Source organism: Nonomuraea sp. NPDC049480 (assembly GCF_044465905.1).
Taxonomy (GTDB): domain Bacteria; phylum Actinomycetota; class Actinomycetes; order Streptosporangiales; family Streptosporangiaceae; genus Nonomuraea.
In genome coordinates, this window is record NZ_JBITMD010000039.1 from 36,452 (window position 1) to 54,592 (window position 18,141).

Below are 18,141 nucleotides of genomic sequence, written 5' to 3' on the forward strand. Positions count from 1 at the left end.
TTACTTGGGGGGCGTGAGCACGTCGAGACCCACGTACGGGCGCAGCGCCTGGGGGACCACCACGGAGCCGTCGGCCTGCTGGTGGTTCTCCAGGATCGCCACGATCCAGCGGGTGGTGGCCAGTGTGCCGTTGAGCGTGGCCAGGTGGCGCGGCTTGCCGTCCTTGTCGCGGTAGCGGGTGCCGAGCCGGCGGGCCTGGAACTCGGTGCAGTTGGACGTCGAGGTCAGCTCGCGGTAGCGGCCCTGGGTGGGGACCCACGCTTCGCAGTCGAACTTGCGCGCGGCCGACATGCCGAGGTCGCCCGCCGCCGTGTCGATGATGCGGTACGGGACCTCGATCTTGGCCAGCATCTCCTTCTCCCAGGCGAGCAGGCGCTGATGCTCCTCGTGGGCGTCCTCGGGGCGCACGTACGAGAACATCTCGACCTTGTCGAACTGGTGGACCCGGATGATGCCCCTGGTGTCCTTGCCGTAGGAGCCGGCCTCGCGGCGGAAGCACGACGACCAGCCCGCGTAACGCAGCGGCAACTCGCCCGCGTCGATGATCTCCTGGGCATGGTAGCCGGCCAGCGACACCTCCGAGGTGCCGACCAGGTAGAGGTCGTCCTCGGGAAGCCGGTAGATCTCCTTGTCGTGGGCCACGTGGAAGCCGGTGCCCTGCATGGTCTCCGGCTTCACCAGCACCGGCGTGATCATCGGCGTGAACCCGGCCTCGATCGCCTGCTGCATGGCCATGTTGAGCAGGCCCAGCTGCAGGCGCGCACCGACGCCCTTGAGGAAGAAGAACCGCGAGCCGGACACCTTGGCGCCCCGCTCCATGTCGATGGCGCCGAGCGCCTCGCCCAGCTCCAGGTGGTCCTTGGGCTCGAAGTCGAACGCGCGCGGCTCACCGTGGGTCTCCAGGACGACATAGTCGTCCTCGCCGCCGGGCGGCGCCCCCTCGACGATGTTGGGAACCGTCTGGACGAGCTCGTCGAGCTCGGCCCCGAGCTTCTCCGCCTCCGCCTCGGCCGCCTTGACCTGGCTCGCGAGGTCCTTGGCCCGCTGGAGCAGCGCGGCCCTCTCCTCGCCCTGCGCCTTGGAGACCGACTTGCCCATGCTCTTCTGCTCGGCGCGCAGCGACTCGAACGAGGTCAGCGCGGATCGGCGGCGCTCATCGAGGTCGAGCAGCGTGTCGACGACGGCGTCGTTCTCACCGCGGGCACGCTGCGACGCCCGTAGCCGGTCGGGGTCCTCACGAAGGGTACGCAGGTCAATCACAAGGAAAGGCTACCGGCGCTCGGCGGCGGCCCGCCCCCGGATTAACTCTGACCGCGCCCGCACCGGAATCCGGCCACGTCACGAACCCGCCATCCGCCGGACCGCGGTCCGCCCGCCCGGCGATTCGCCATGCGCCGACCGGAGATCCCCGCCCAAGCCGAAACGCACCTTGCGGCAGGCCTTACCCCGCCCTCCGCACAGCCCCCGGAACCCGCGGACTTCGGGCAAGGCCGGACCCGGGCGAGGCGTCGAGCCGGGCGATGGGTCAGGGGCTGCTCACACCTGGCCGGCGCGGACGCGGGCCAGCCACTCGCCCGCCTCGCCGAACTCCGCGTCGGTCGTCCCGCGCTTGACCTGCGGCGCCATGCCGTCGGCCCGCGGGTAGCTGCCCAGGAAGCGCACGTCACCGCAGATGCGGTGCAGCCCGGAGATGGCCTCGCCGACCCGGGCGTCGGCCACGTGACCCTCGAAGTCGAAGTGGAAGAAGTAGCGCCCGATGCCGTCGCCGGTCGGCCGCGACTCGATGCGGGTCAGGTTGACCCCGCGTACGGAGAACTCGGTCAGCATCTCCAGCAGCGCGCCCGGGTGGTCGTCCGCCAGGAAGACGACCAGCGTGGTGCGGTCGGAGCCGGTCGGCTCGGGCAGCGGGCCGGGCCGGCTCACCCTGACGAACCTGGTCACGGTGTCCGACCTGTCGCCGATGTCGGCGGCCAGCTCCACCAGCCCGTAGTGCTCACCGGCGATGCGCGCGGCGATGGCGGCGTCGTACGGGGAACCCGGCAGCGACACCTCCTGGGCCGCGGCCGCCGTCGAGGGCGCGGCCACCACGACCGCGTCGGGCAGCTCACGGGAGATGAAGCCGCGGCACTGGGTGATGGCCGCCGGATGCGTGTAGACCCGCTTGATGTGCGGAATCTCGGTGTCCGGCCGGACCAGCAGCGAGAACTGCACGGGCAGCAGCAGCTCGGCCGTGATCAGCAACGGCTCGCCCCAGGCGAACTCGTCGAGCGTCGTGGTGATCGCGCCCTCGATGGAGTTTTCCAGCGGGACCACGGCCCCGTCGGCCTCTCCCGTGCGGGGGGCGTTGAGCGCCGCGCCGACCGTGGCACAGGGCAGCCGCTCGGCGGTGGGGTCGAGGAGCCGCAGGGCCTCTTCGGTGAAGGTCCCTTCCGGTCCGAGATAGGCGAGCCTGGGCATGCACCCAGGGTATCCGCAGGTAGGCGATATGCGCGCGGTCTTTCGACACAGTGCGATGTCGTGCCTCCGCCGCCCGGTGAGACGGGTTCCCGCCCCGAACTGCGACTCCGGGGCGGGACGCCGCCGGCCTGAAGTCCTTACAGCGGCCCCGACGCCCGGGACGGCACCAGCGGCCCCAGCCCCAGGCGGGCGGCACGCACCGCCTCTTCCTCCTCCGGCGACAGCGGTTGCTGCCCCTTCCCTCCGACCACGGGCCGCACGTAAGTGCGGGTCTCGCTCTGACCGTTGATCGAGGTCAGCACGATGCCGTCGCCCAGCCCGTTGATCATCGCGATCGAGAACGACAGCCGCCCGGACATCTCGGAGAGGGCGTCGTACCGGCAGACGGCCACGTCCCTGATGGCCTTGAGATCGCCCATGCCTTCGCTCGCCTGCCGGGCCAGCGTCCGCTGGCAGTCCTCCACCGCGGCCCTGGCCTGCCGGAGCGCCAGATAACCGATCATTACGCCACTGATCCCGGCGACGACGCCCACGATGACCCAGGTGGTAACGAGCACGACACAGAGGGTAATGGCTTGGTCAGGTGATCTCCCGCCGTTTCGGCAACCAGGACACCAACAACCACACCAAAGCCAGGGCCCCCAGCCCGAACCCGTTCTGGACGATCTTCCCCAGCACCACGCTGACGCCGGGAATGTCCGCGGCCTTCAGCGAGACCCCCCACCATGGGATCGGCACCACGTAGTACAACCACACCCCCGCGGCCACCCGCAACCTGACCGGGTCCCGCCCGTCGCCGACGATCGCGCCGAGCACCACGACCACCCACGCCAGGTGGTGGATCCACGCGACGGGAGAGAGCAGCACGGCCATCAGGCCGACGAGGGCGACGGCGGTGAGCGAATCCCCCGTCCTGTACGCGTCGCGGGCGCCGCGGAACCCGTACCAGCCGACCGCCGCCACGATGGCCAGCCAGATCACGGAGGTCAGCGTCTCGGGCATGTAGAGGCGGATCAGCATGCCGCGGATCGACTGGTTGGTGGTGGCCGCGTTCGAGCCCAGTCGTTGGGGGTCGAGCAGCGCCGAGAACCAGAAGTCGGCCGCGTCCTGCGGGATCACCGCGAACGGCAGCAACGTGAGGATCGCCGCCGCGAACGACGCCATGAAGAACGTCCGCCACTGCTTCGTGATCAGCAGGTAGACGAGGAAGACCCCGGGCGTGAGCTTCACCGCCGTGGCCAGCCCGATCAGGAACCCCCGAGGCCACCACGGCCGCCTGGCCAGGCAGTCCGCCACGCACAGCGCGACGAGCATGATGTCCACCTGGCCGAACCGCACCTGGTCCCGGATCGGCATCAGGTACGTGCACAGCACCATGAGCAGCGCGAACACCCACGGCACGTACTTCCGCAACGCCGGTCTGAACGAGAACGCGACGGTCACGGCCAGCGCCACGAAGATCCCGGCCGTCCACACCCACTGAGCGGTGTCCCAGGACATCTTCGCCAGGACCACGGCCAGCATCGCGGCGATGGGCGGGTACGTGAAGGGCAGGAGCTGGGGCGCGGGCGTGAAGAAGTCGTAGACCGGTCGCCCTTCGAGCAGCATCTGCCCGCCGGTGCGGTAAACGTCCAGGTCGACCAGACGTTGATCGTCCGGGTTCGTGAGCCACGTGTGAACCAGTGGCGTCACGGCCGCCGCGACGACGAGCGCCACGATCGCCCACGCCCACCACTGTCGCCGGATCACCCGCACCTCGCCACTTCTCACGGTGGGGCACGTTACCGTGGCGTTGTCGATCGAGGGACAGCCACTGGGGGTTTCCGTCCATGCCAAACGACGCCACGCCTGGCCCGCGCGACGGGCGATACGGGGCGCGTCGCGTACGGCGTCCACGGCCGCGCCTCCCCTTCGGCCGCGCCGCGAGGGGTCCTCTCACCCTCCTCTTGCTCCTCAGCACGGCCCTCACGGCGCCGCTCGCCCCGGTCGCCGCACATGCGGCCCAGGGACAGGCGGCCGACGGCCCGCTCACGCAAGTGGCGGCATTCCAGGAGCGCGCGGTACGGCCATGGACCGCGTCCCCCGCCGCGCCGAGTGCCGCGGCTGAGGCTCAGACGGCCCAGGCCGGGGATGAGCAACGAGCTCAGGGGCGGGTGGCGCTCATCGGCGTGCCCGGGCTCGAATGGAGCGACCTCGACCAGGCCCGAACACCCACCCTGTGGAAGCTCGTCGCCCGAGGCGCCTCCGCTTCCCTCTCGACCCGGGCCGTGCCGCCGCCTGATCGTGGCATCACCTGCCCCATCGCCGGCTGGCTGACCCTGTCCGCCGGCCAGCGGGCCGGTACGGAGGGCAAGGGCTGCCCCGCGCCCGCCGCTCCCCCGTCCACGGACACAGGCGCCACCGTCCCCGCCTGGTCGGCGCTGTCCGCCTACCAGTCTGAGACCGGCTACGCCGCCGGCCTCGGCACTCTGGGGCAAATGGTGGCTGACGGTGGAGGGAAGGTCGCCGCCATCGGGCCGGGGGCGGCGATCGCCGGGGCCGACAGATCCGGAAATGTCGCTAAATATGCCCCCAGTCTCGAGGCCTTGGGCGACCCGGCCCCGTACAACCTGATCGTCTTCGAGGCCGCCGACCTCGCGAACGCCTGGGCCCGCCAACCCCTCGACGAGTACGGCGTCCCCACCCCGCTGCCCGCAGCGGCCCGGCAGGCCGCCGTGGCCCAGGCGGACCAGCAGATCGGCGCCCTGGTCGGCAAGCTGTCACCCGGCACAACCATGCTTGTGGCCGGCATCTCCGACGTGACCCCGAACGCCCACCTCCACGTGGCGATCGCCGCCGGCCCCTCCCCGAGCGGCCAGGCGTACCCGCACGGCTATCTGACCGCCACCTCCACCCGCCAGGACGCCCTGGTCACCATCACCGACCTCACCGCCACCACCATCCAGCTCCTGGGCTTGACCGCGCCGCGCGAGGTGGTCGGCCGCCCTTGGCAACCGGGCGGTCCCGCCCCCGCCACCCCGGCGGGCACGGTGACCGAACTGGCGGACGGTGATCTGGCCAGCCAGGTGCTCCGTGAGGTGCGCGGCCCGTTCTTCACCGTCCTGGTGACGGTCCAGCTCCTCTTCTACGCCTGGGCCGCCCTGGCCCTGCGCCGCCGCCGCTCCACGGACGGCACCAAGGACGCCGCGGCCTCCGCCGGCACCGACCTGGTCGCGAGCACGTCCAAGCTTCTGCGCGCCGTCCAGGTCGTCGCGGTGGTCAGCGGAGCCATCGCCGTCTCCACGTTCCTGGCGCAGCTCGTGCCCTGGTGGACCCTGCCGGTGCCGATGTTGTCGGTGATCGTGACCATCCTCGCCATCGCCGGGCTGATCACCGCCGTCGCCTTCGCCGGACCCTGGCGCGCTCACGTGCTCGGCCCGCTCACCACCGTCGCCGCGATCACCTCGCTCGCTCTCCTCATCGACGTCATGACCGGCTCCAAACTGCAGGTGAACGCCGTGACCGGCTACGAGCCCGTGACCGGCGGGCGGTTCTACGGCTTCAGCAACATCGCCTTCGCCGTCTACGCCACGGGCACCGTCCTCGGGCTGGCCGGGGTGGCGCAATGGCTCCTGAGCCGGGGCGTGTCCAGGCTCGTGGTGGTGGCGGCGTGCACGGTGTACGGGGGTTTCGCGGTCTTCGCGGACGGGTGGCCGTCATGGGGAGCGGACTTCGGCGGGGTGCCGGCGTTCGTGATCGGGCTGGCGGTCTTCCTCATCCTGCTCTCGGGCAAGCGGGTCTCGGTGCTGAGGCTCCTGCTCGTCGGCCTGGTGGGGGTTGTGCTCGTCGGCGCCCTGTCGGTGTCCGACTGGTTGCGGCCCGAGTCCCAGCGGACCCATCTGGGCACGTTCGTGCAGCAGGTCATCGACGGTCAGGCGTGGACCGTCGTGGGCCGCAAGTTCAGCGCCATGATCGGCGTAACGGTCGGCAACTGGTCACTGACCCTCCTCTCGCTGGTGGCGCTGGCCTTCCTGTTCCTCGTGCTGGCCCGCCCCTCGCGCTGGGGCGCCTCGGCCCTCGGCCAGGCGTACACGCTGGCCCCGACGCTCAGGGCGGGCCTGTTCGGAGCCCTGACATGCGCGTTCGTCGGTTTCCTGATGAACGACTCCGGCATCGCCATCCCGGCTATGGCGCTAACGGTGGCGGTCCCGCTGACGCTGGCGGCCTGCGTCCGGGCCCTGCAGCTCGCCACGCCCACACCGCCAGAGCCACCGTCAGGGCGAGCAGCACCCACGCGATCTGAGGCCGGACCGCGGTCCTGAGCCACTCCAGGTCCGCGGGCTGATTCTCGACCCGGGCGGGGAGGTAGGCGAGGGAGAGAGCCAGCAGGTGGACGACCACGAACCCGTCCACCGCGGACGCTGCCACGAGTGCCAGCATCCCGAGCGCCAGCCCGTCATACCAGGGCAGGATGTACGGCGTCGCAAACACGTACGCCACCACCAGTGCCGCCGCCACGACCGGCGCGTCCATGCCGTGCGAGCCGTGCCGCGGGCCGGCCCAGCCGGTGCGGGAGGCCCAGCGCAACAGGCACCAGGCGAGGAGCACGAGCACCAGCAGGGAGCCGATCTGGATCTCGCCCCGGTACGCGCTGCCGGTGCCCACGATCGACTGGAGCCAGCCCTGGACGAGCTTCCAGAACGAGGCATGCGAGATCGACTTGCTGGTGCGCGTCACCGGCGCGATCGCCTCCGGGCCGACGAACGCGTAGCCGGCCACCACCAGCGCGAGAGCGCAACCCGCCATGAGCGCCAGGCGGGCGGGGCGGCGACGCAGCTCCCACGCCGGGCCGAGGGCCACGAGACCGGCATTGATCTTGATCGCCACTCCCAGGCCGAGCAGCGCGCCCGAGCCCACGGGTCGGCTCCTCGCGAGGAGTGCGGCGACCATGCAGGCGACGGCCAGGGTGTCGACGTGCATGCCCGCGACCAGGTGGTAGAGCAGGAGCGGGTTGGCCGTCCACAGCAGTGCCGCCCGCAGGCGCCTGCCCGGATCGTCCCTGGTGAACCGGTCGATGAGGAGGCCGGTCGCGATGAAGGCCGCGGCGTTGAACAGGGCCAGCACGAAGATCGTCAACCGGAGCGAGTCGCCGCCGACCCAGCTGGCGGCCGCTTGCAGCGCCGTCGCGACCGGCCCGTAGACGCTCGGCTCCTCCCGCCACGGCTCCTCGACCGCGCCGGCGATGGGGTCGCCGGGCAGGTCGGTCGCGCCGTGCGTGTACGGGCTGAGGCCCAGCGTCACCATGCGGCCGTACGCGGCGTAGTTGAGGTGGTCGCCGGAGCCGGAGGGCGGCAGGAACGCGAGGATCCCGGCGGCCAGACAGCCGATGAGCACCAGCAGGCGCGCGGCCGGCAACCCCCGCCGGACCACGGCCGGGGCCGCTCGCCACGCCGCCTCCTGACGGCCGGTCTCGTGCTCGGGCCCGGTTGGGACCCGGCTCCCGACCGGGATCGGGACACCGGCGCCGGCCGTGAACGAGGTGCGGAGGGCGAGCAGGGCTGTCAGGAGACCGAGGCCGCCGAGGACGAGCGCGACCGCCGCGAGGGCGATGGTGAGGTGGGGGCCGGGGTGGGCGTCAAGAGAGTACGGCGGGTGCCAGGAGGGGCCCTGCAAGGCGGGGACCATGGGCGACGGGCCCAGGAGTCCGATGGTGATCGTCAGCAGGATCGAGGCGACGATCGCCCCCGTGGCCGCTCTCGCGAGCAGGTCTCGTGCCTTGTCGTGCCGTGTCTCCGGAGTCACCCGCAAATTCCAGCACACCCGCCGGACGCCTTCTTCCGGACGGCGGCTCCCTGTGGATAACCGACCGGCGCGGACACCGCACCCGAGGCGTGGTCCTGTTCGGCGCGCGCGGCGGTCCCGCCCATGCCAACACCCTCGCTCCGGAACCGCCTTTCCGGCCCCAGGTTCAGGCCGGCGGTCCCGCACAGCGGCCGCTCAAGGGCATGGCCGACCGGGGAGTCGATCGAATGGGCGTCACCCTCTGCCCGGGCCAGGAAGCCTTCACAAGGCGACGGCCGGCGGCCCGCGCGGAAGATGGTCAGCGTTTGGGGCGAAGTTTGTCCAGCTTTTGCTCGACAAAAGGGTCTCGGATCGCCAGGGCACGCGCCACGTCCCGGAATTGGATCGCGCGGTGGAGCTGCGCGCGCCAATCCGTCCCCGTGGCCCGATGGGCCATGTCGACCTCGACCTCCGTCACGCGATAGCCCTTGCGGACCAGGTCGATCGTCATCGCCGTCTCCACGCCGAACCCGTGCGCCAGCGGCCGGGCCGCCTCGAAAGCAGCCCTGGTCAGGCAGCGCTGGCCGTTGAGCGGCTGGCTGAACTCCAGGCCGGTGGCCCGGCGGATGCCCTCCCTGGACAGACGCACGACTAAGCCGTGGCCGCCGAGCTTCACCCTGGTGGTGAACACGGCGATGGTCACGTCCGCCTCGGCCGCGCGTACGGGCCCGATGAGCGGCGCCGCGGCGCCGGCCGTCGCACCCAGGTCGGCGTCGAGGAAGAGCAGGTGCCGTGAGGTGGCGTCCTCGTCCAGGAGGCGTACGGCCTCCGCGCCGGTCTCCATCGCCGCGGCCTTGCCCCGGTTGCGGCTGTGCCGCACCACCCGGGCGCCCGCGGCGCGCGCCACCCTGCCGGTCTGGTCCCGCGAGCCGTCGTCCACGACCACGACGAGGTCGACCCCGGGCAGGGCCGCGGCGGCCTTGACGGTGGCCGCGATGCGGTCGGCCTCGTTGGCCGCCGGGATGATGACCGCGGTGTCACCGGTCACGGACGGTCACCCCCGACATCGCCGCGTACGGCACCCGTCACGATCCCTCGGTGATGAGGAACTCCTGCGGCACCTCGTCGTGCACGGTGAAGACCGAGTCCAGCCCGGTGACCTGCAGGATCTTGCGTACGGCGGGACGCGGGGCGGCCACTTCCAGTGATCCGCCCTTCTCTTTCATCCGTTTGAGCGCCGACAGCAGCACGTTCATCCCCGTGGAGTCGCAGAAATCCACGGCGGACATGTCGATGACCACCCGGCTGGGCCCGTCCTGCAGCAGCCGAGTGAACTCGGACTGCAGGTGGGGCGCCGTATAGAGGTCGATTTCCCCGGTGACGGCAACGAGTGCGCACCCGGCATGTGATCGAGTCGAGACCTTGAGCTCCACATGGGCAGGCTAGCGGCGAGAAGGCTTCCGGTCACGTTGTCACGCCGATACGGCAACCACAGGTTTTTGTCCTCCGTTTGGCCTCCATGGAAACGGAGAGTACGCGAAGCTTGACAGCGTGACACCAACACAGTCGCCATCGCATCGAGAAGGAGGGACCAGGGCACGGTTCGCGGGCCCCGCATCGATGAAATCCGACAATTCCGAAGATCCTCAGCGTCAAGGGCTCCGAGAACACCTGGAGTCCATCCTCATCCGCACAGAAAAGGCCACCTCATGGCATGACGAAGCAGGACGGCTCCGTGGTCTGGTGAACCACGAGGGCTACGTCCCCATCCGCACCCGGCTGGCGACCGAGGACCTCGAATTCCTCGCCGGCGCCCGCGGCGATCTGCTCAGGTTCTCCGAGCTCGGGCTCAGGTTGCTCGATCTCCACCAGCCGAGGGACGCCGGTGGCATCACCAGTGACGCCGCGCATCCGATCCGGCGGTGCCGGAGCTGCATGTGGCGCTGGCCCTGCCCGACATTTCGGGCGATGGTGGAGTCGCTCGGCGCGCATGGGGACACGGACGAGACGAAACAACCGGCGATCAGCCCCTGACCAGGGGGAGCCGGATCTCGAACCGGCACCCCGGCCCGTCGTTGACCACCTCGATCATCCCGTCGTGCGCCTCCACGATGCCCTGCGCGATGGCCAGTCCGAGCCCCGCGCCGCCGTCAGCGGTGGGAGTCCGCGCCGCCTCCCCCCGGAAGGCCACCTCGAACACCCGAGGCAGATCCTCCTCGGGAATCCCCCCGCAACAGTCCGTCACGGACAGACACGCCATCCCCTCGTCCACCTCGGCCCGCAGCACCACGGTCCGGTCCGACGGCGTGTGCCGGATGGCGTTGACCACGAGGTTCCCGAGCGCCCGCCCCAACGCCCCGGCGTCGGCCTCGACCGGCACGGCGTCCGCCGCCTCGGCCGTGAGCATCACGCCCTTGGCCCTGGCGAGCGGCTCGGCGCCCGCCAGCGTGTCGGCGACGAGGTCGGCCAGCCCGATGCGGGCGCGTGAGAGCCGCAGGGCCCCGGCGTGGATGCGCGACAGCTCGAACAGGTCGTCCACCATCGACGAGAGCCGCTCAACCTCCAGCTTGATCTGCCGGTGGTAGCGGGCCGTCGTCCGGGGGTCGGACACCACCCCGTCCTCCAGCGCCTCGGCCATGGCCCGCATCCCGGCCAGCGGCGTGCGCAGGTCGTGGCTCACCCAGGCGACGAGCTCGCGCCGCGCCTCTTCCAGTGCCCGCTCCCGCGCGTACGCCTCCTCCAGGGTGTTGGCGATCTCCTGCAACTCGGCGGGCAGGCCCTGAGGGGCCGTGAACGGCATGTGCCGTACGGCCGCGACCAGCCGTCTGCTCTCCCGGACGACCCGCTTGGCCAGGACGAACGCCACCCCCAGCCCCACCAGCCCGCCGACGGCGACCACGCTCAGCACGAAGTTCCTGACGTCCCCTTCGAGGAGCATCTTCATGATGATCCCCACGATGCCGGCCAGCGTGGCGGCGATGGCGACCACCACGACCACGGCCAGCATCACGCCGATGGACCGGGTACGCAGCCGATACATCACCCCGATGCCAGCCAGCGCGACCAGCAGCCCGAGCCCGGCGGCGACGGCCACGACCATCGGCAGCTGCGAGGCGGGCTGCGGCATCAGGAACAGCGCCATCAGGAATCGCCGTCCAACGGCTCGTACCGGTAGCCGACGCCCCACACCGTGACGATCCTGCGCGGAGCGGTCGGATCGGGCTCGATCTTCTCCCGCAGCCGCCGCACGTGCACGGTCACCGTGGACGAGTCGCCGAACGACCACCCCCACACCTGGTTCAGCAGCGCCGATCGGCTGAACGCCTGGCGCGGGTTGCGCATGAGGTAGGCCAGCAGGTCGAACTCCCTGGCCGTCAGCATCACCTCGTCACCGCGCAGCCGTACCTCGTGGGCCCCGACGTCGACGAGCAGGTCCCCGTCGCGCAGCACCCCCGTGCCCCCCGTGACGGAGGCGCCGCGCGCCCGCCGCAGCACCGACTGCACGCGCAGCGCCAGCTCGCGCGGGCTGAACGGCTTGGTCACGTAGTCGTCGGCCCCCGTCTCCAGACCGACCACCCGATCGATCTCCTCGCCGAGCGCAGTGAGCATGATCACCGGCACCGGCCAGCGCTCCCTGAGCTTCTTGCACACCTGCAGCCCGTCGACCTTGGGCAGCATCAGGTCGAGCACCATGAGGTCCGGCGGGTGCGCCAGCGCGCGGCGCAGCGCCTCGGCGCCGTCGCCCACACACTCGACCTCATGTCCGTCGCGCTCCAGATAGCGGGCAACGACCTCGGAGACGGTCGGATCGTCATCGACCACCAGGATGCGCGTGTTCACTACTTCACGGTACGGCCGGACGACGCCGAAGCGTGATGACGTCATAGGTTCGTAAGCCTCGCGGATCATGCTCGCAGGACGTACGGTGGCTGCATGGGTAGAGTCGTGATGCTCGTCATAGGGACCTTGCTGGGTCTCTTCGTGGTGTTCAACTTCCTGCTGCCGCTGCTGGCAGGGTTGCTCAAGGTCGCGCTGATCATCGGTGTGGTCGCTCTGGGCGTCTTCATCGCGGTCACCGTCGTCGGGAAGTCGTCCCGCTCACAGTGACGCTGTTCCTGTTTGATCCGTGGCTGGTCGGGATCACCATGATGGCGATCCTGCTGCTGGCCGCGTGGGCCGCCACGTTGCTGCCCATCGTCAGCGGGGAGCCGTCGGGCTTTCCGCTGACTTACGCGCGCCGTACGGCGTTCCAGCGCCTGCGCGACCCCGACGCGGCCGGACGCCCGCGTCCACGAGCCCCTTAGCTCGGCCCCGCTTCCTCCATGCAAGCGGGGCTCCCGATCAGTGAGCCCTGATCCACCTCCTGTCGAGGAAAGGGCTCATGATCGATTCTCTTGTCACGTTCGTCATCGGCATGTCCGGGGGCAGCGCCGCGCTCGCGATCGTGCTGTTCACGGTGGCGGTACGACTCGCGCTGCTGCCGCTCAACGTCCGCCAGGCCCGTACGGTGAAGATCCGCGAACGCCTCGCGCCCAAGCTTCGCGAGCTGCGCAAACGCTACGCGCGCAACCCGGAGCGGCTGAGCAGGGAGACGAGTGCGTTGTTCGCCAAGGAGGGCAGCTCGCCGTTCGCCGGGATCCTGCCGATGCTGGCGCAGTTGCCGTTCATGTGGCTGATGTATCGGATGGCCACGCATCCGACCGCGCTGGCCGGTCACGACCTGTTCGGGGCGCCGCTGGGACAGCAGGTGGCCGGGGTCATCGCTAATTACGGTCTGATCAGCGCACCAGTTTCGGTCTTCCTCCTGGTCATTCTGCTGGTCACAGCGGTGGCGTGGCTGTCCGCAAAACAAATCAAGGTCACCGAGGAGCAGCCGGAACTGATGAGGAAGATCGTGCGGCTCCTGCCGTACGGCTCCGTGCTGGCCACGCTGGTGCTGCCGCTGGCGGCCGGGCTCTACCTGCTGGTTTCCACGGCCTGGGCGACCGGCGAGCGCGCCGTGCTCGCTAGCCGGCCTCTCTGAGGGCCGCCACCTGCCCGTTCAACGACGTTGGGGGGGCGGGCAGGATGGCCCACACTGTGGTCGTGTCACCGTCGTGGCGCACTCCCCAGCTCTCCGCCACGTATTCCACGATGCCGAGCCCCCGGCCCCCGAGCGAGGACAGGGTCGGGCGGCCCGCTCGCGGCTCCGTGGCCGCACCCCCGTCGCTCACCGCCACCTCTATGTGATCGTCACTCCGCAGCCAGGCCACCCTTACCATGCCGGACGGGAGTGGATGCGCGTGCCGGAGCGCGTTGCTCAGCAACTCGCTCACCACGAGCACGGCATCGTCGATCGCAGCGGAAAAGACCCCGCTTTCCTGCAGGTCAATGCTCAGGCGCTGGCGGGCAACGGCGACGCTGGACGGCGCGTACGGAAGCAGTACCACGCTTGACACACCCACCTCCCCGTTCCCTGTGCCCCCCGCGGGAACACTCCCCGGTACGACCGAAATGCCCCGTTACTCGATCCCAGAAACCGCATCTCGATCACAGCTTGTACACATTGGACGATAGATCAGCGCAACTGTGACCACCTCGTTACCGCATCGGTGTGTCGGATCCGATAGTGAAAGCACGCCTCAGAACAAGCCGCATTCTCGTGCCCCCTCCCGGTCTCGGATGAGCGCTCACATCGCCCCCCTGTGCTCTGGCGAGGCTGCGGACGATGTAGAGACCGAGCCCCACTCCACCAAACCGCCTCCGGTCGCCGCTGTCCACCTGGACGAACCGCTCGAAGATCCGCTCCCGGTCAGGCGGGGCGATGCCGACGCCCTCGTCGTCCACGACCACGACGACGTTGTCGTCCTCGGTCCAGGCCTCGACGCTGATCAGTCCGCCCTTCGGCGAGTACTTGAACGCGTTCTCCAGCAGCTGCCCCAGGACGATGTCCGTGGCCAGCGCGTCGCCGAGCACGTGCGGCAGCCCGTCGTCCATCACGACCTCCACCCGGTGCGCGTCGGACAGCACGGGCAACCCGAGCGTGGCCGCGTGGATGCGTTCGGCCAGGTCGAACTTCTCGATCCGCACCTTGAGCTCATCCGCCCCCGCCCGGGCGCCGAGCAGCAGGTGGTCCATGAGCTGCCCGAGCGATCTGGCCCGCTCGGCGATCGTGTGCACGGCCGAGCGGCGCTCGAGGTCGCTCAGCTTGTCCCAGCGGGAGTCCAGCGTGCTGGCGAACCCCCGAACGATCGTGATCGGCGTCCGCAGCTCATGGCTGGTCGTGGCCAGGAACAGGTCCTTGGCCTCCTCCAGTTCCTTGGCCGTGGTCACGTCGCGGAAGTCGACCACGACCTCGCCCGTCTCCTCGATCTGCGCGCTCACCACGTCCAGCCAGCGCCCGCTCTCCATCTGGAACGTGAGCTTCTCCCCCGGCTTGGGCAACGGGAACGGCGGCGGCCCGCCGATGACGGCCGCGGAGGGGAACGCGGTGATCTCGGCGGCCGCCGGATTCCACCGCACCACGCGTCCGGACTCGTCGAGCACGGCGATCCCGTCGGCGCTGGCGTCGAACACGGCCCGCTCGTGCGCCCGCTGCCGCACCGCGTCCTGGTAGGCCACCGCGTTGCCGACGGCGATGCCCGCGTGCCCGGCCAGCAGCTCCAGCAGCTCCAGTTCGAGGTGCCCCGGCGTGCGCCGGGCGAACAACGCGTAGAGAGCGCCGTACGGCCGCCCCCCGACTGCGGCCAGCCCCAGCGCGACCGTGTGCAGCCCGTCCAGCCGCGCCCACACCAGGTCGTCCAGCCCACTGGACTCCAGCAGCACGGTCTTGCCGGTGCGTAAGAGCCGGTCCACGAGGCTGGTCCCCAGGTCGGTGATGGTCCCCCGGATGGTCTCCGGCAACTGGTACGTACTCACCAGCCGCAGCCTGTCCCCTTCGATCAGCACGAACCCGCCCGCGTCCGCCCCGGTCAGCTCGGTGAGGCTGGCCGAGATCCGGTCGAGCACGGCCGACAGCTCCAGGTCGGAGTTGATGTCGCCGACCACGTCGGTCAGCCGGCGCACGAGCCTGGCCCTGCGCGCCATGCGGTTCTTCGCGACCTCGTCGGTCCTGGCCAGGTGGTGGACGCAGACGTAACCGGCCACGGCGTTGCCCAGCCGCAGCGCGCTGATGTCGACCCGCAGATCGAGGACGCTGCCGTCGCTGTGCAGGCGTTTGGTGCGCAACGACACCTGGCCGCCGGTGCGTACGCGTTCGAGCACGGCGTTGAGCTCGGCGGTCAGCTCCGCCGGCACGATCGGCGCCCGGCGCCCGAGCATCTGTTCGGCAGGCCACCCGAAGAGCCGTTCTGCGGCGCCGTTCCAGACCAGAACACTCTGGTCCCTGTCGAGCGCCACGACGGCGTTGGGCGAGCTGGCGAGCACCGCACGGGCGATCTCATCGTCACTACCGGCCCATTCGTCCCCCACACCTCCATAGTGCACGTGGCGCGGTGGGTCCGTCGGGCGATCCGTCCGATACGCTGCGGTCACGGTGATTTCTCTGGGCGACCCGGCGAGGGGTGGAGGCATGACGAGCGGCGATCTCGATGCCCTGCTACGTGTGACCTCCAACACATACCGGGGCGAGAGGCCGCCGGACGTCGCCTTCGGCACATACGACGGCGCGGTGGGCCGGCTGGTGCTGGCCGTGACCGGCAAGGGCATCGCGGCCTGCTCCTTCGAGCCGGAGAACGACGTCTTCGAGCTGGTCACCCGGCATGTGGGCACGTTCATCGGCCCGAATCCGCGCCGGCTGGACCCGGTGCGCAGGGAGTTGGACGCGTACTTCTCCGGCCGCCTGCGCGCGTTCGCCACGCCGGTCGACCTGACGCTGGCCACGACCTTCGCGCGTACGGTGCTGCAGAAGACGATGGCGGTCCCGTACGGCACGACCACGACGCTGGAGGAGATCGGCGTGAGCATCGGCCGGCCGCGCGCGCTGCGGGCGATCGGCAACGCGCTGGCCTCCAACCCCGTCTGCGTGATCGTGCCGTGCCACCGGGTGGTGCGCGAGGACGGCGCGCTCGGCGACTACGCGGGCGGCGCGGCCGCCAAGCAGCACCTGCTCAACGTCGAGCGACGCGCCGCAGCAGCAGGCCGATGAGCAGCGTCACCAGACCGGCCACCAAGGCCCCGCCCAATGCGCCGTTCATCCACGGCTCCCGGGTGAAGCCGATGGCCGTGCGGACGTCCGCCCAGAACGCGTCCCAGGCGGGGACGGTCGGCGACGAGGTCGTCAGCCAGTAGGCCACGAAACCCAGAACCCAGGGCACCAGCATCGACCAGCGCGCGGGTGCGTTCTGGGCGGTGTTCCAGCGGTCGCCGCGGGCGAAGACGAAGTAGTCCACGGCGAGCACCGCGAACATCGGCACGAACACCGCCCCGATCACGCTGAGGAACGCGCCGTAGGAATTGACGTCCACGACCAGCGCGATCGCGATGGTGATCACACCGATGGCGGTCGAGAAGACCCGCCGGTCCACGCGCGGCATGAGGTTCTGCAGTGACATGGTGGTCGAGTAGACGTTGGCGAAAGACTGGTCGGTCTCGCGCAGCACCAGGATGGAGAAGAACAGCACGCCCAGCGGCGCCGCCACGAAGGGGGCGAACACCGCCGTGCCGTCGGCGGCCACCGCGTCCGCTCCGGCGATGGCGACCGCGTACACGCCGAGTCCGAGGCAGGCGACCTGGGCCAGCGTGTAGCCGCCGACCACGCCCGCGAAGGCGGCCTTGCTGGACCTGGAGTGGCGGGCGAAGTCGGCGGCCATCGGCACCCACGACACCGACAGCGCGATGACGAAGTCCACGGCTGCGGGGAAGGCGGTCCACGTCCCGCCGCTGTGCGCCGGGGCCTCGGACACCAGGAACCAGGTGAACCAGACCATGGACACGATCACGCCGATGGTGACGTACCGCCGCAGCACGCGCACGGAACCGAGCGGCCAGATCGTCAGCGCGGTGGTGAGCGCCCCCGCCACGATCACCCACACCGCGTACGGCACCCCGCCGAAGATCGCACCGGCGGCCTCGGCGATCACCCAGAGCTCGAAGGCGCCCCAGCCGAGCATCTGAACGATGTTCAGCACCGTGGGCACGTACGACGTCTTGGCCCCGAACAACCCGCGCAGCAGCACCATCGAGGGCTGCCCCGTCTGGGTCCCGGGGATGGCGGCCAGGCCCACCATGGACGTGCCGATCAGACTGCCGATCACGGTGGCGGTGAGCGCGGCGGCCACGCTGAGCGGCGCGTCGCCGAGGGGGTTGATCAGGTAGAGGGCGAAGGAGAAACCCAGGAGACTGACGCCGAGGTTGGCCCAGAGCGCGCCCTGGTCGAGGACGCCGAGCGTCTTCGGTGGCGTGCCCTCGAGGGTCAGCGGAACTTCGTCGGCGACATGCGTCATCGCACACTCCCTACGCCGGCATTACCCGGACAGGTTCAGGCGGTCGGCAGCGGATGGATAACTGCCCTCTCAGCCCGGCACCCCGAGCTCCCGCGACAATGTGAAGTTGGCGCCCTCATGATGCCGCAATGACCGTCAAATCGCCATAGTGGGCGAATTACAGTCAGGCGACGAACGGCTCCTGTCCGGTCTCGCTGACCATCGGGCGGTGCGCGGCCTCCCACGACTGCATGCCGCCCCCGACGTTGACCGCGTCCCGCCCCAGGCGGTTGAGCCAGGCCGCCACCTGCAGCGACCGCCCGCCCACCCGGCAGACGACGTAGACCGTCCGGTCGCCGGGCACCTCGCCGACCCGATCCTGGATCTGGGTCATGGGGATGTGCACGGCGGCAGGGGCGTGACCGGCCAGCCATTCGTCCTGCTCACGGACGTCGAGCAGGTAGACGTCATCCGGAACGGCACTGGCCTCGATCTCAGGAACGGTCATACCTCCATTGTCTCG

General features: G+C 70.3%; 18 protein-coding genes, 1 pseudogene and 1 riboswitch. Of the genes and pseudogenes, 6 read left to right on the top strand and 13 right to left on the bottom strand.

Features of this window, described 5'->3' with window-relative positions; all coding sequences use genetic code 11:
- From serS to ACIBX3_RS55520, 4 genes are all read right to left on the bottom strand, one after another.
- Positions 1 to 1,260, bottom strand: coding sequence for a serine--tRNA ligase (gene serS / locus ACIBX3_RS55505; RefSeq protein WP_397128914.1), 1,260 nt, complete (start codon positions 1,258 to 1,260; stop codon positions 1 to 3).
- A gap of 276 nt (positions 1,261 to 1,536) precedes the next feature.
- Positions 1,537 to 2,457, bottom strand: a complete 921-nt coding sequence (gene pheA, locus ACIBX3_RS55510; protein ID WP_397128915.1) for a prephenate dehydratase — start codon at positions 2,455 to 2,457, stop codon at positions 1,537 to 1,539.
- A 137-nt stretch (positions 2,458 to 2,594) separates the two neighbouring features.
- Complete coding sequence (locus ACIBX3_RS55515; RefSeq protein WP_397128916.1) at positions 2,595 to 3,014, bottom strand: DUF4446 family protein; 420 nt, start codon at positions 3,012 to 3,014, stop codon at positions 2,595 to 2,597.
- Positions 3,015 to 3,036: 22 nt separating this feature from the next.
- Entirely contained in the window at positions 3,037 to 4,227 is a 1,191-nt protein-coding gene (locus tag ACIBX3_RS55520) for a glycosyltransferase 87 family protein (RefSeq protein WP_397128917.1), read from the bottom strand.
- A 176-nt stretch (positions 4,228 to 4,403) separates the two neighbouring features.
- Between ACIBX3_RS55520 and ACIBX3_RS55525 the strand changes: the two genes are divergently transcribed.
- On the top strand, positions 4,404 to 6,758 hold the full coding sequence (locus ACIBX3_RS55525; protein WP_397128918.1) for a hypothetical protein: 2,355 nt from the start codon (positions 4,404 to 4,406) through the stop codon (positions 6,756 to 6,758).
- Positions 6,759 to 7,017: 259 nt separating this feature from the next.
- On the opposite strand, the pseudogene mptB reads toward ACIBX3_RS55525, so the two are convergent.
- The 3 genes and pseudogenes from mptB to ACIBX3_RS55540 all read right to left on the bottom strand — a co-directional run.
- Positions 7,018 to 8,121, bottom strand: a pseudogene (gene mptB, locus ACIBX3_RS55530) (polyprenol phosphomannose-dependent alpha 1,6 mannosyltransferase MptB); the annotation flags it as partial.
- A 415-nt stretch (positions 8,122 to 8,536) separates the two neighbouring features.
- Positions 8,537 to 9,265 (bottom strand): glycosyltransferase family 2 protein, encoded by a 729-nt coding sequence (locus ACIBX3_RS55535; protein ID WP_397128919.1) that lies wholly within the window; start codon positions 9,263 to 9,265, stop codon positions 8,537 to 8,539.
- 37 nt (positions 9,266 to 9,302) lie between these two features.
- Positions 9,303 to 9,650 (bottom strand): STAS domain-containing protein, encoded by a 348-nt coding sequence (locus ACIBX3_RS55540; protein ID WP_397128920.1) that lies wholly within the window; start codon positions 9,648 to 9,650, stop codon positions 9,303 to 9,305.
- Positions 9,651 to 9,960: 310 nt separating this feature from the next.
- Between ACIBX3_RS55540 and ACIBX3_RS55545 the strand changes: the two genes are divergently transcribed.
- Positions 9,961 to 10,251, top strand: a complete 291-nt coding sequence (locus tag ACIBX3_RS55545; RefSeq protein ID WP_397128921.1) for a hypothetical protein — start codon at positions 9,961 to 9,963, stop codon at positions 10,249 to 10,251.
- On the opposite strand, the gene ACIBX3_RS55550 is transcribed toward ACIBX3_RS55545, so the two are convergent.
- Positions 10,241 to 11,359: a sensor histidine kinase gene (locus ACIBX3_RS55550; protein ID WP_397128922.1), complete on the bottom strand. Its 1,119-nt coding sequence runs from the start codon at positions 11,357 to 11,359 to the stop codon at positions 10,241 to 10,243. The genes ACIBX3_RS55545 and ACIBX3_RS55550 overlap by 11 nt on opposite strands.
- Entirely contained in the window at positions 11,359 to 12,057 is a 699-nt protein-coding gene (locus ACIBX3_RS55555; RefSeq protein ID WP_397128923.1) for a response regulator transcription factor, read from the bottom strand. The genes ACIBX3_RS55550 and ACIBX3_RS55555 overlap by 1 nt, the downstream gene beginning before the upstream one ends.
- A 93-nt stretch (positions 12,058 to 12,150) precedes the next feature.
- On the opposite strand from ACIBX3_RS55555, the gene ACIBX3_RS55560 reads away from it, so the two are divergent.
- The 3 genes from ACIBX3_RS55560 to ACIBX3_RS55570 all read left to right on the top strand — a co-directional run bounded on the left by ACIBX3_RS55560 (position 12,151) and on the right by ACIBX3_RS55570 (position 13,240).
- The gene (locus tag ACIBX3_RS55560; protein WP_397128924.1) at positions 12,151 to 12,324 is read left to right on the top strand and encodes a hypothetical protein; all 174 of its coding nucleotides are present in this window, start codon (positions 12,151 to 12,153) and stop codon (positions 12,322 to 12,324) included.
- Positions 12,321 to 12,521: a DUF6412 domain-containing protein gene (locus ACIBX3_RS55565; RefSeq protein ID WP_397128925.1), complete on the top strand. Its 201-nt coding sequence runs from the start codon at positions 12,321 to 12,323 to the stop codon at positions 12,519 to 12,521. The genes ACIBX3_RS55560 and ACIBX3_RS55565 overlap by 4 nt, the downstream gene beginning before the upstream one ends.
- 77 nt (positions 12,522 to 12,598) lie before the next feature.
- Positions 12,599 to 13,240, top strand: a complete 642-nt coding sequence (locus ACIBX3_RS55570; protein WP_397128926.1) for a YidC/Oxa1 family membrane protein insertase — start codon at positions 12,599 to 12,601, stop codon at positions 13,238 to 13,240.
- Here the strand turns inward: ACIBX3_RS55570 and ACIBX3_RS55575 are convergent.
- Both ACIBX3_RS55575 and ACIBX3_RS55580 read right to left on the bottom strand, forming a co-directional pair.
- Entirely contained in the window at positions 13,224 to 13,655 is a 432-nt protein-coding gene (locus tag ACIBX3_RS55575) for an ATP-binding protein (RefSeq protein WP_397128927.1), read from the bottom strand. The two genes, ACIBX3_RS55570 and ACIBX3_RS55575, sit on opposite strands and share 17 nt — an antisense overlap.
- 142 nt (positions 13,656 to 13,797) lie before the next feature.
- A complete protein-coding gene (locus ACIBX3_RS55580) occupies positions 13,798 to 15,666 on the bottom strand; it encodes an ATP-binding protein (RefSeq protein ID WP_397128929.1) in 1,869 nt (622 codons plus the stop codon).
- A gap of 100 nt (positions 15,667 to 15,766) precedes the next feature.
- Between ACIBX3_RS55580 and ACIBX3_RS55585 the strand changes: the two genes are divergently transcribed.
- Positions 15,767 to 16,342: a methylated-DNA--[protein]-cysteine S-methyltransferase gene (locus ACIBX3_RS55585; RefSeq protein ID WP_397128930.1), complete on the top strand. Its 576-nt coding sequence runs from the start codon at positions 15,767 to 15,769 to the stop codon at positions 16,340 to 16,342.
- Here the strand turns inward: ACIBX3_RS55585 and ACIBX3_RS55590 are convergent.
- Both ACIBX3_RS55590 and ACIBX3_RS55595 read right to left on the bottom strand, forming a co-directional pair.
- Entirely contained in the window at positions 16,305 to 17,639 is a 1,335-nt protein-coding gene (locus tag ACIBX3_RS55590) for a purine-cytosine permease family protein (protein WP_397128931.1), read from the bottom strand. The genes ACIBX3_RS55585 and ACIBX3_RS55590 overlap by 38 nt on opposite strands.
- Positions 17,630 to 17,743: riboswitch (TPP riboswitch) on the bottom strand. It overlaps the preceding gene by 10 nt.
- A 59-nt stretch (positions 17,744 to 17,802) precedes the next feature.
- Entirely contained in the window at positions 17,803 to 18,126 is a 324-nt protein-coding gene (locus ACIBX3_RS55595) for a rhodanese-like domain-containing protein (protein ID WP_397128932.1), read from the bottom strand.
- Positions 18,127 to 18,141: the final 15 nt, after the last annotated feature.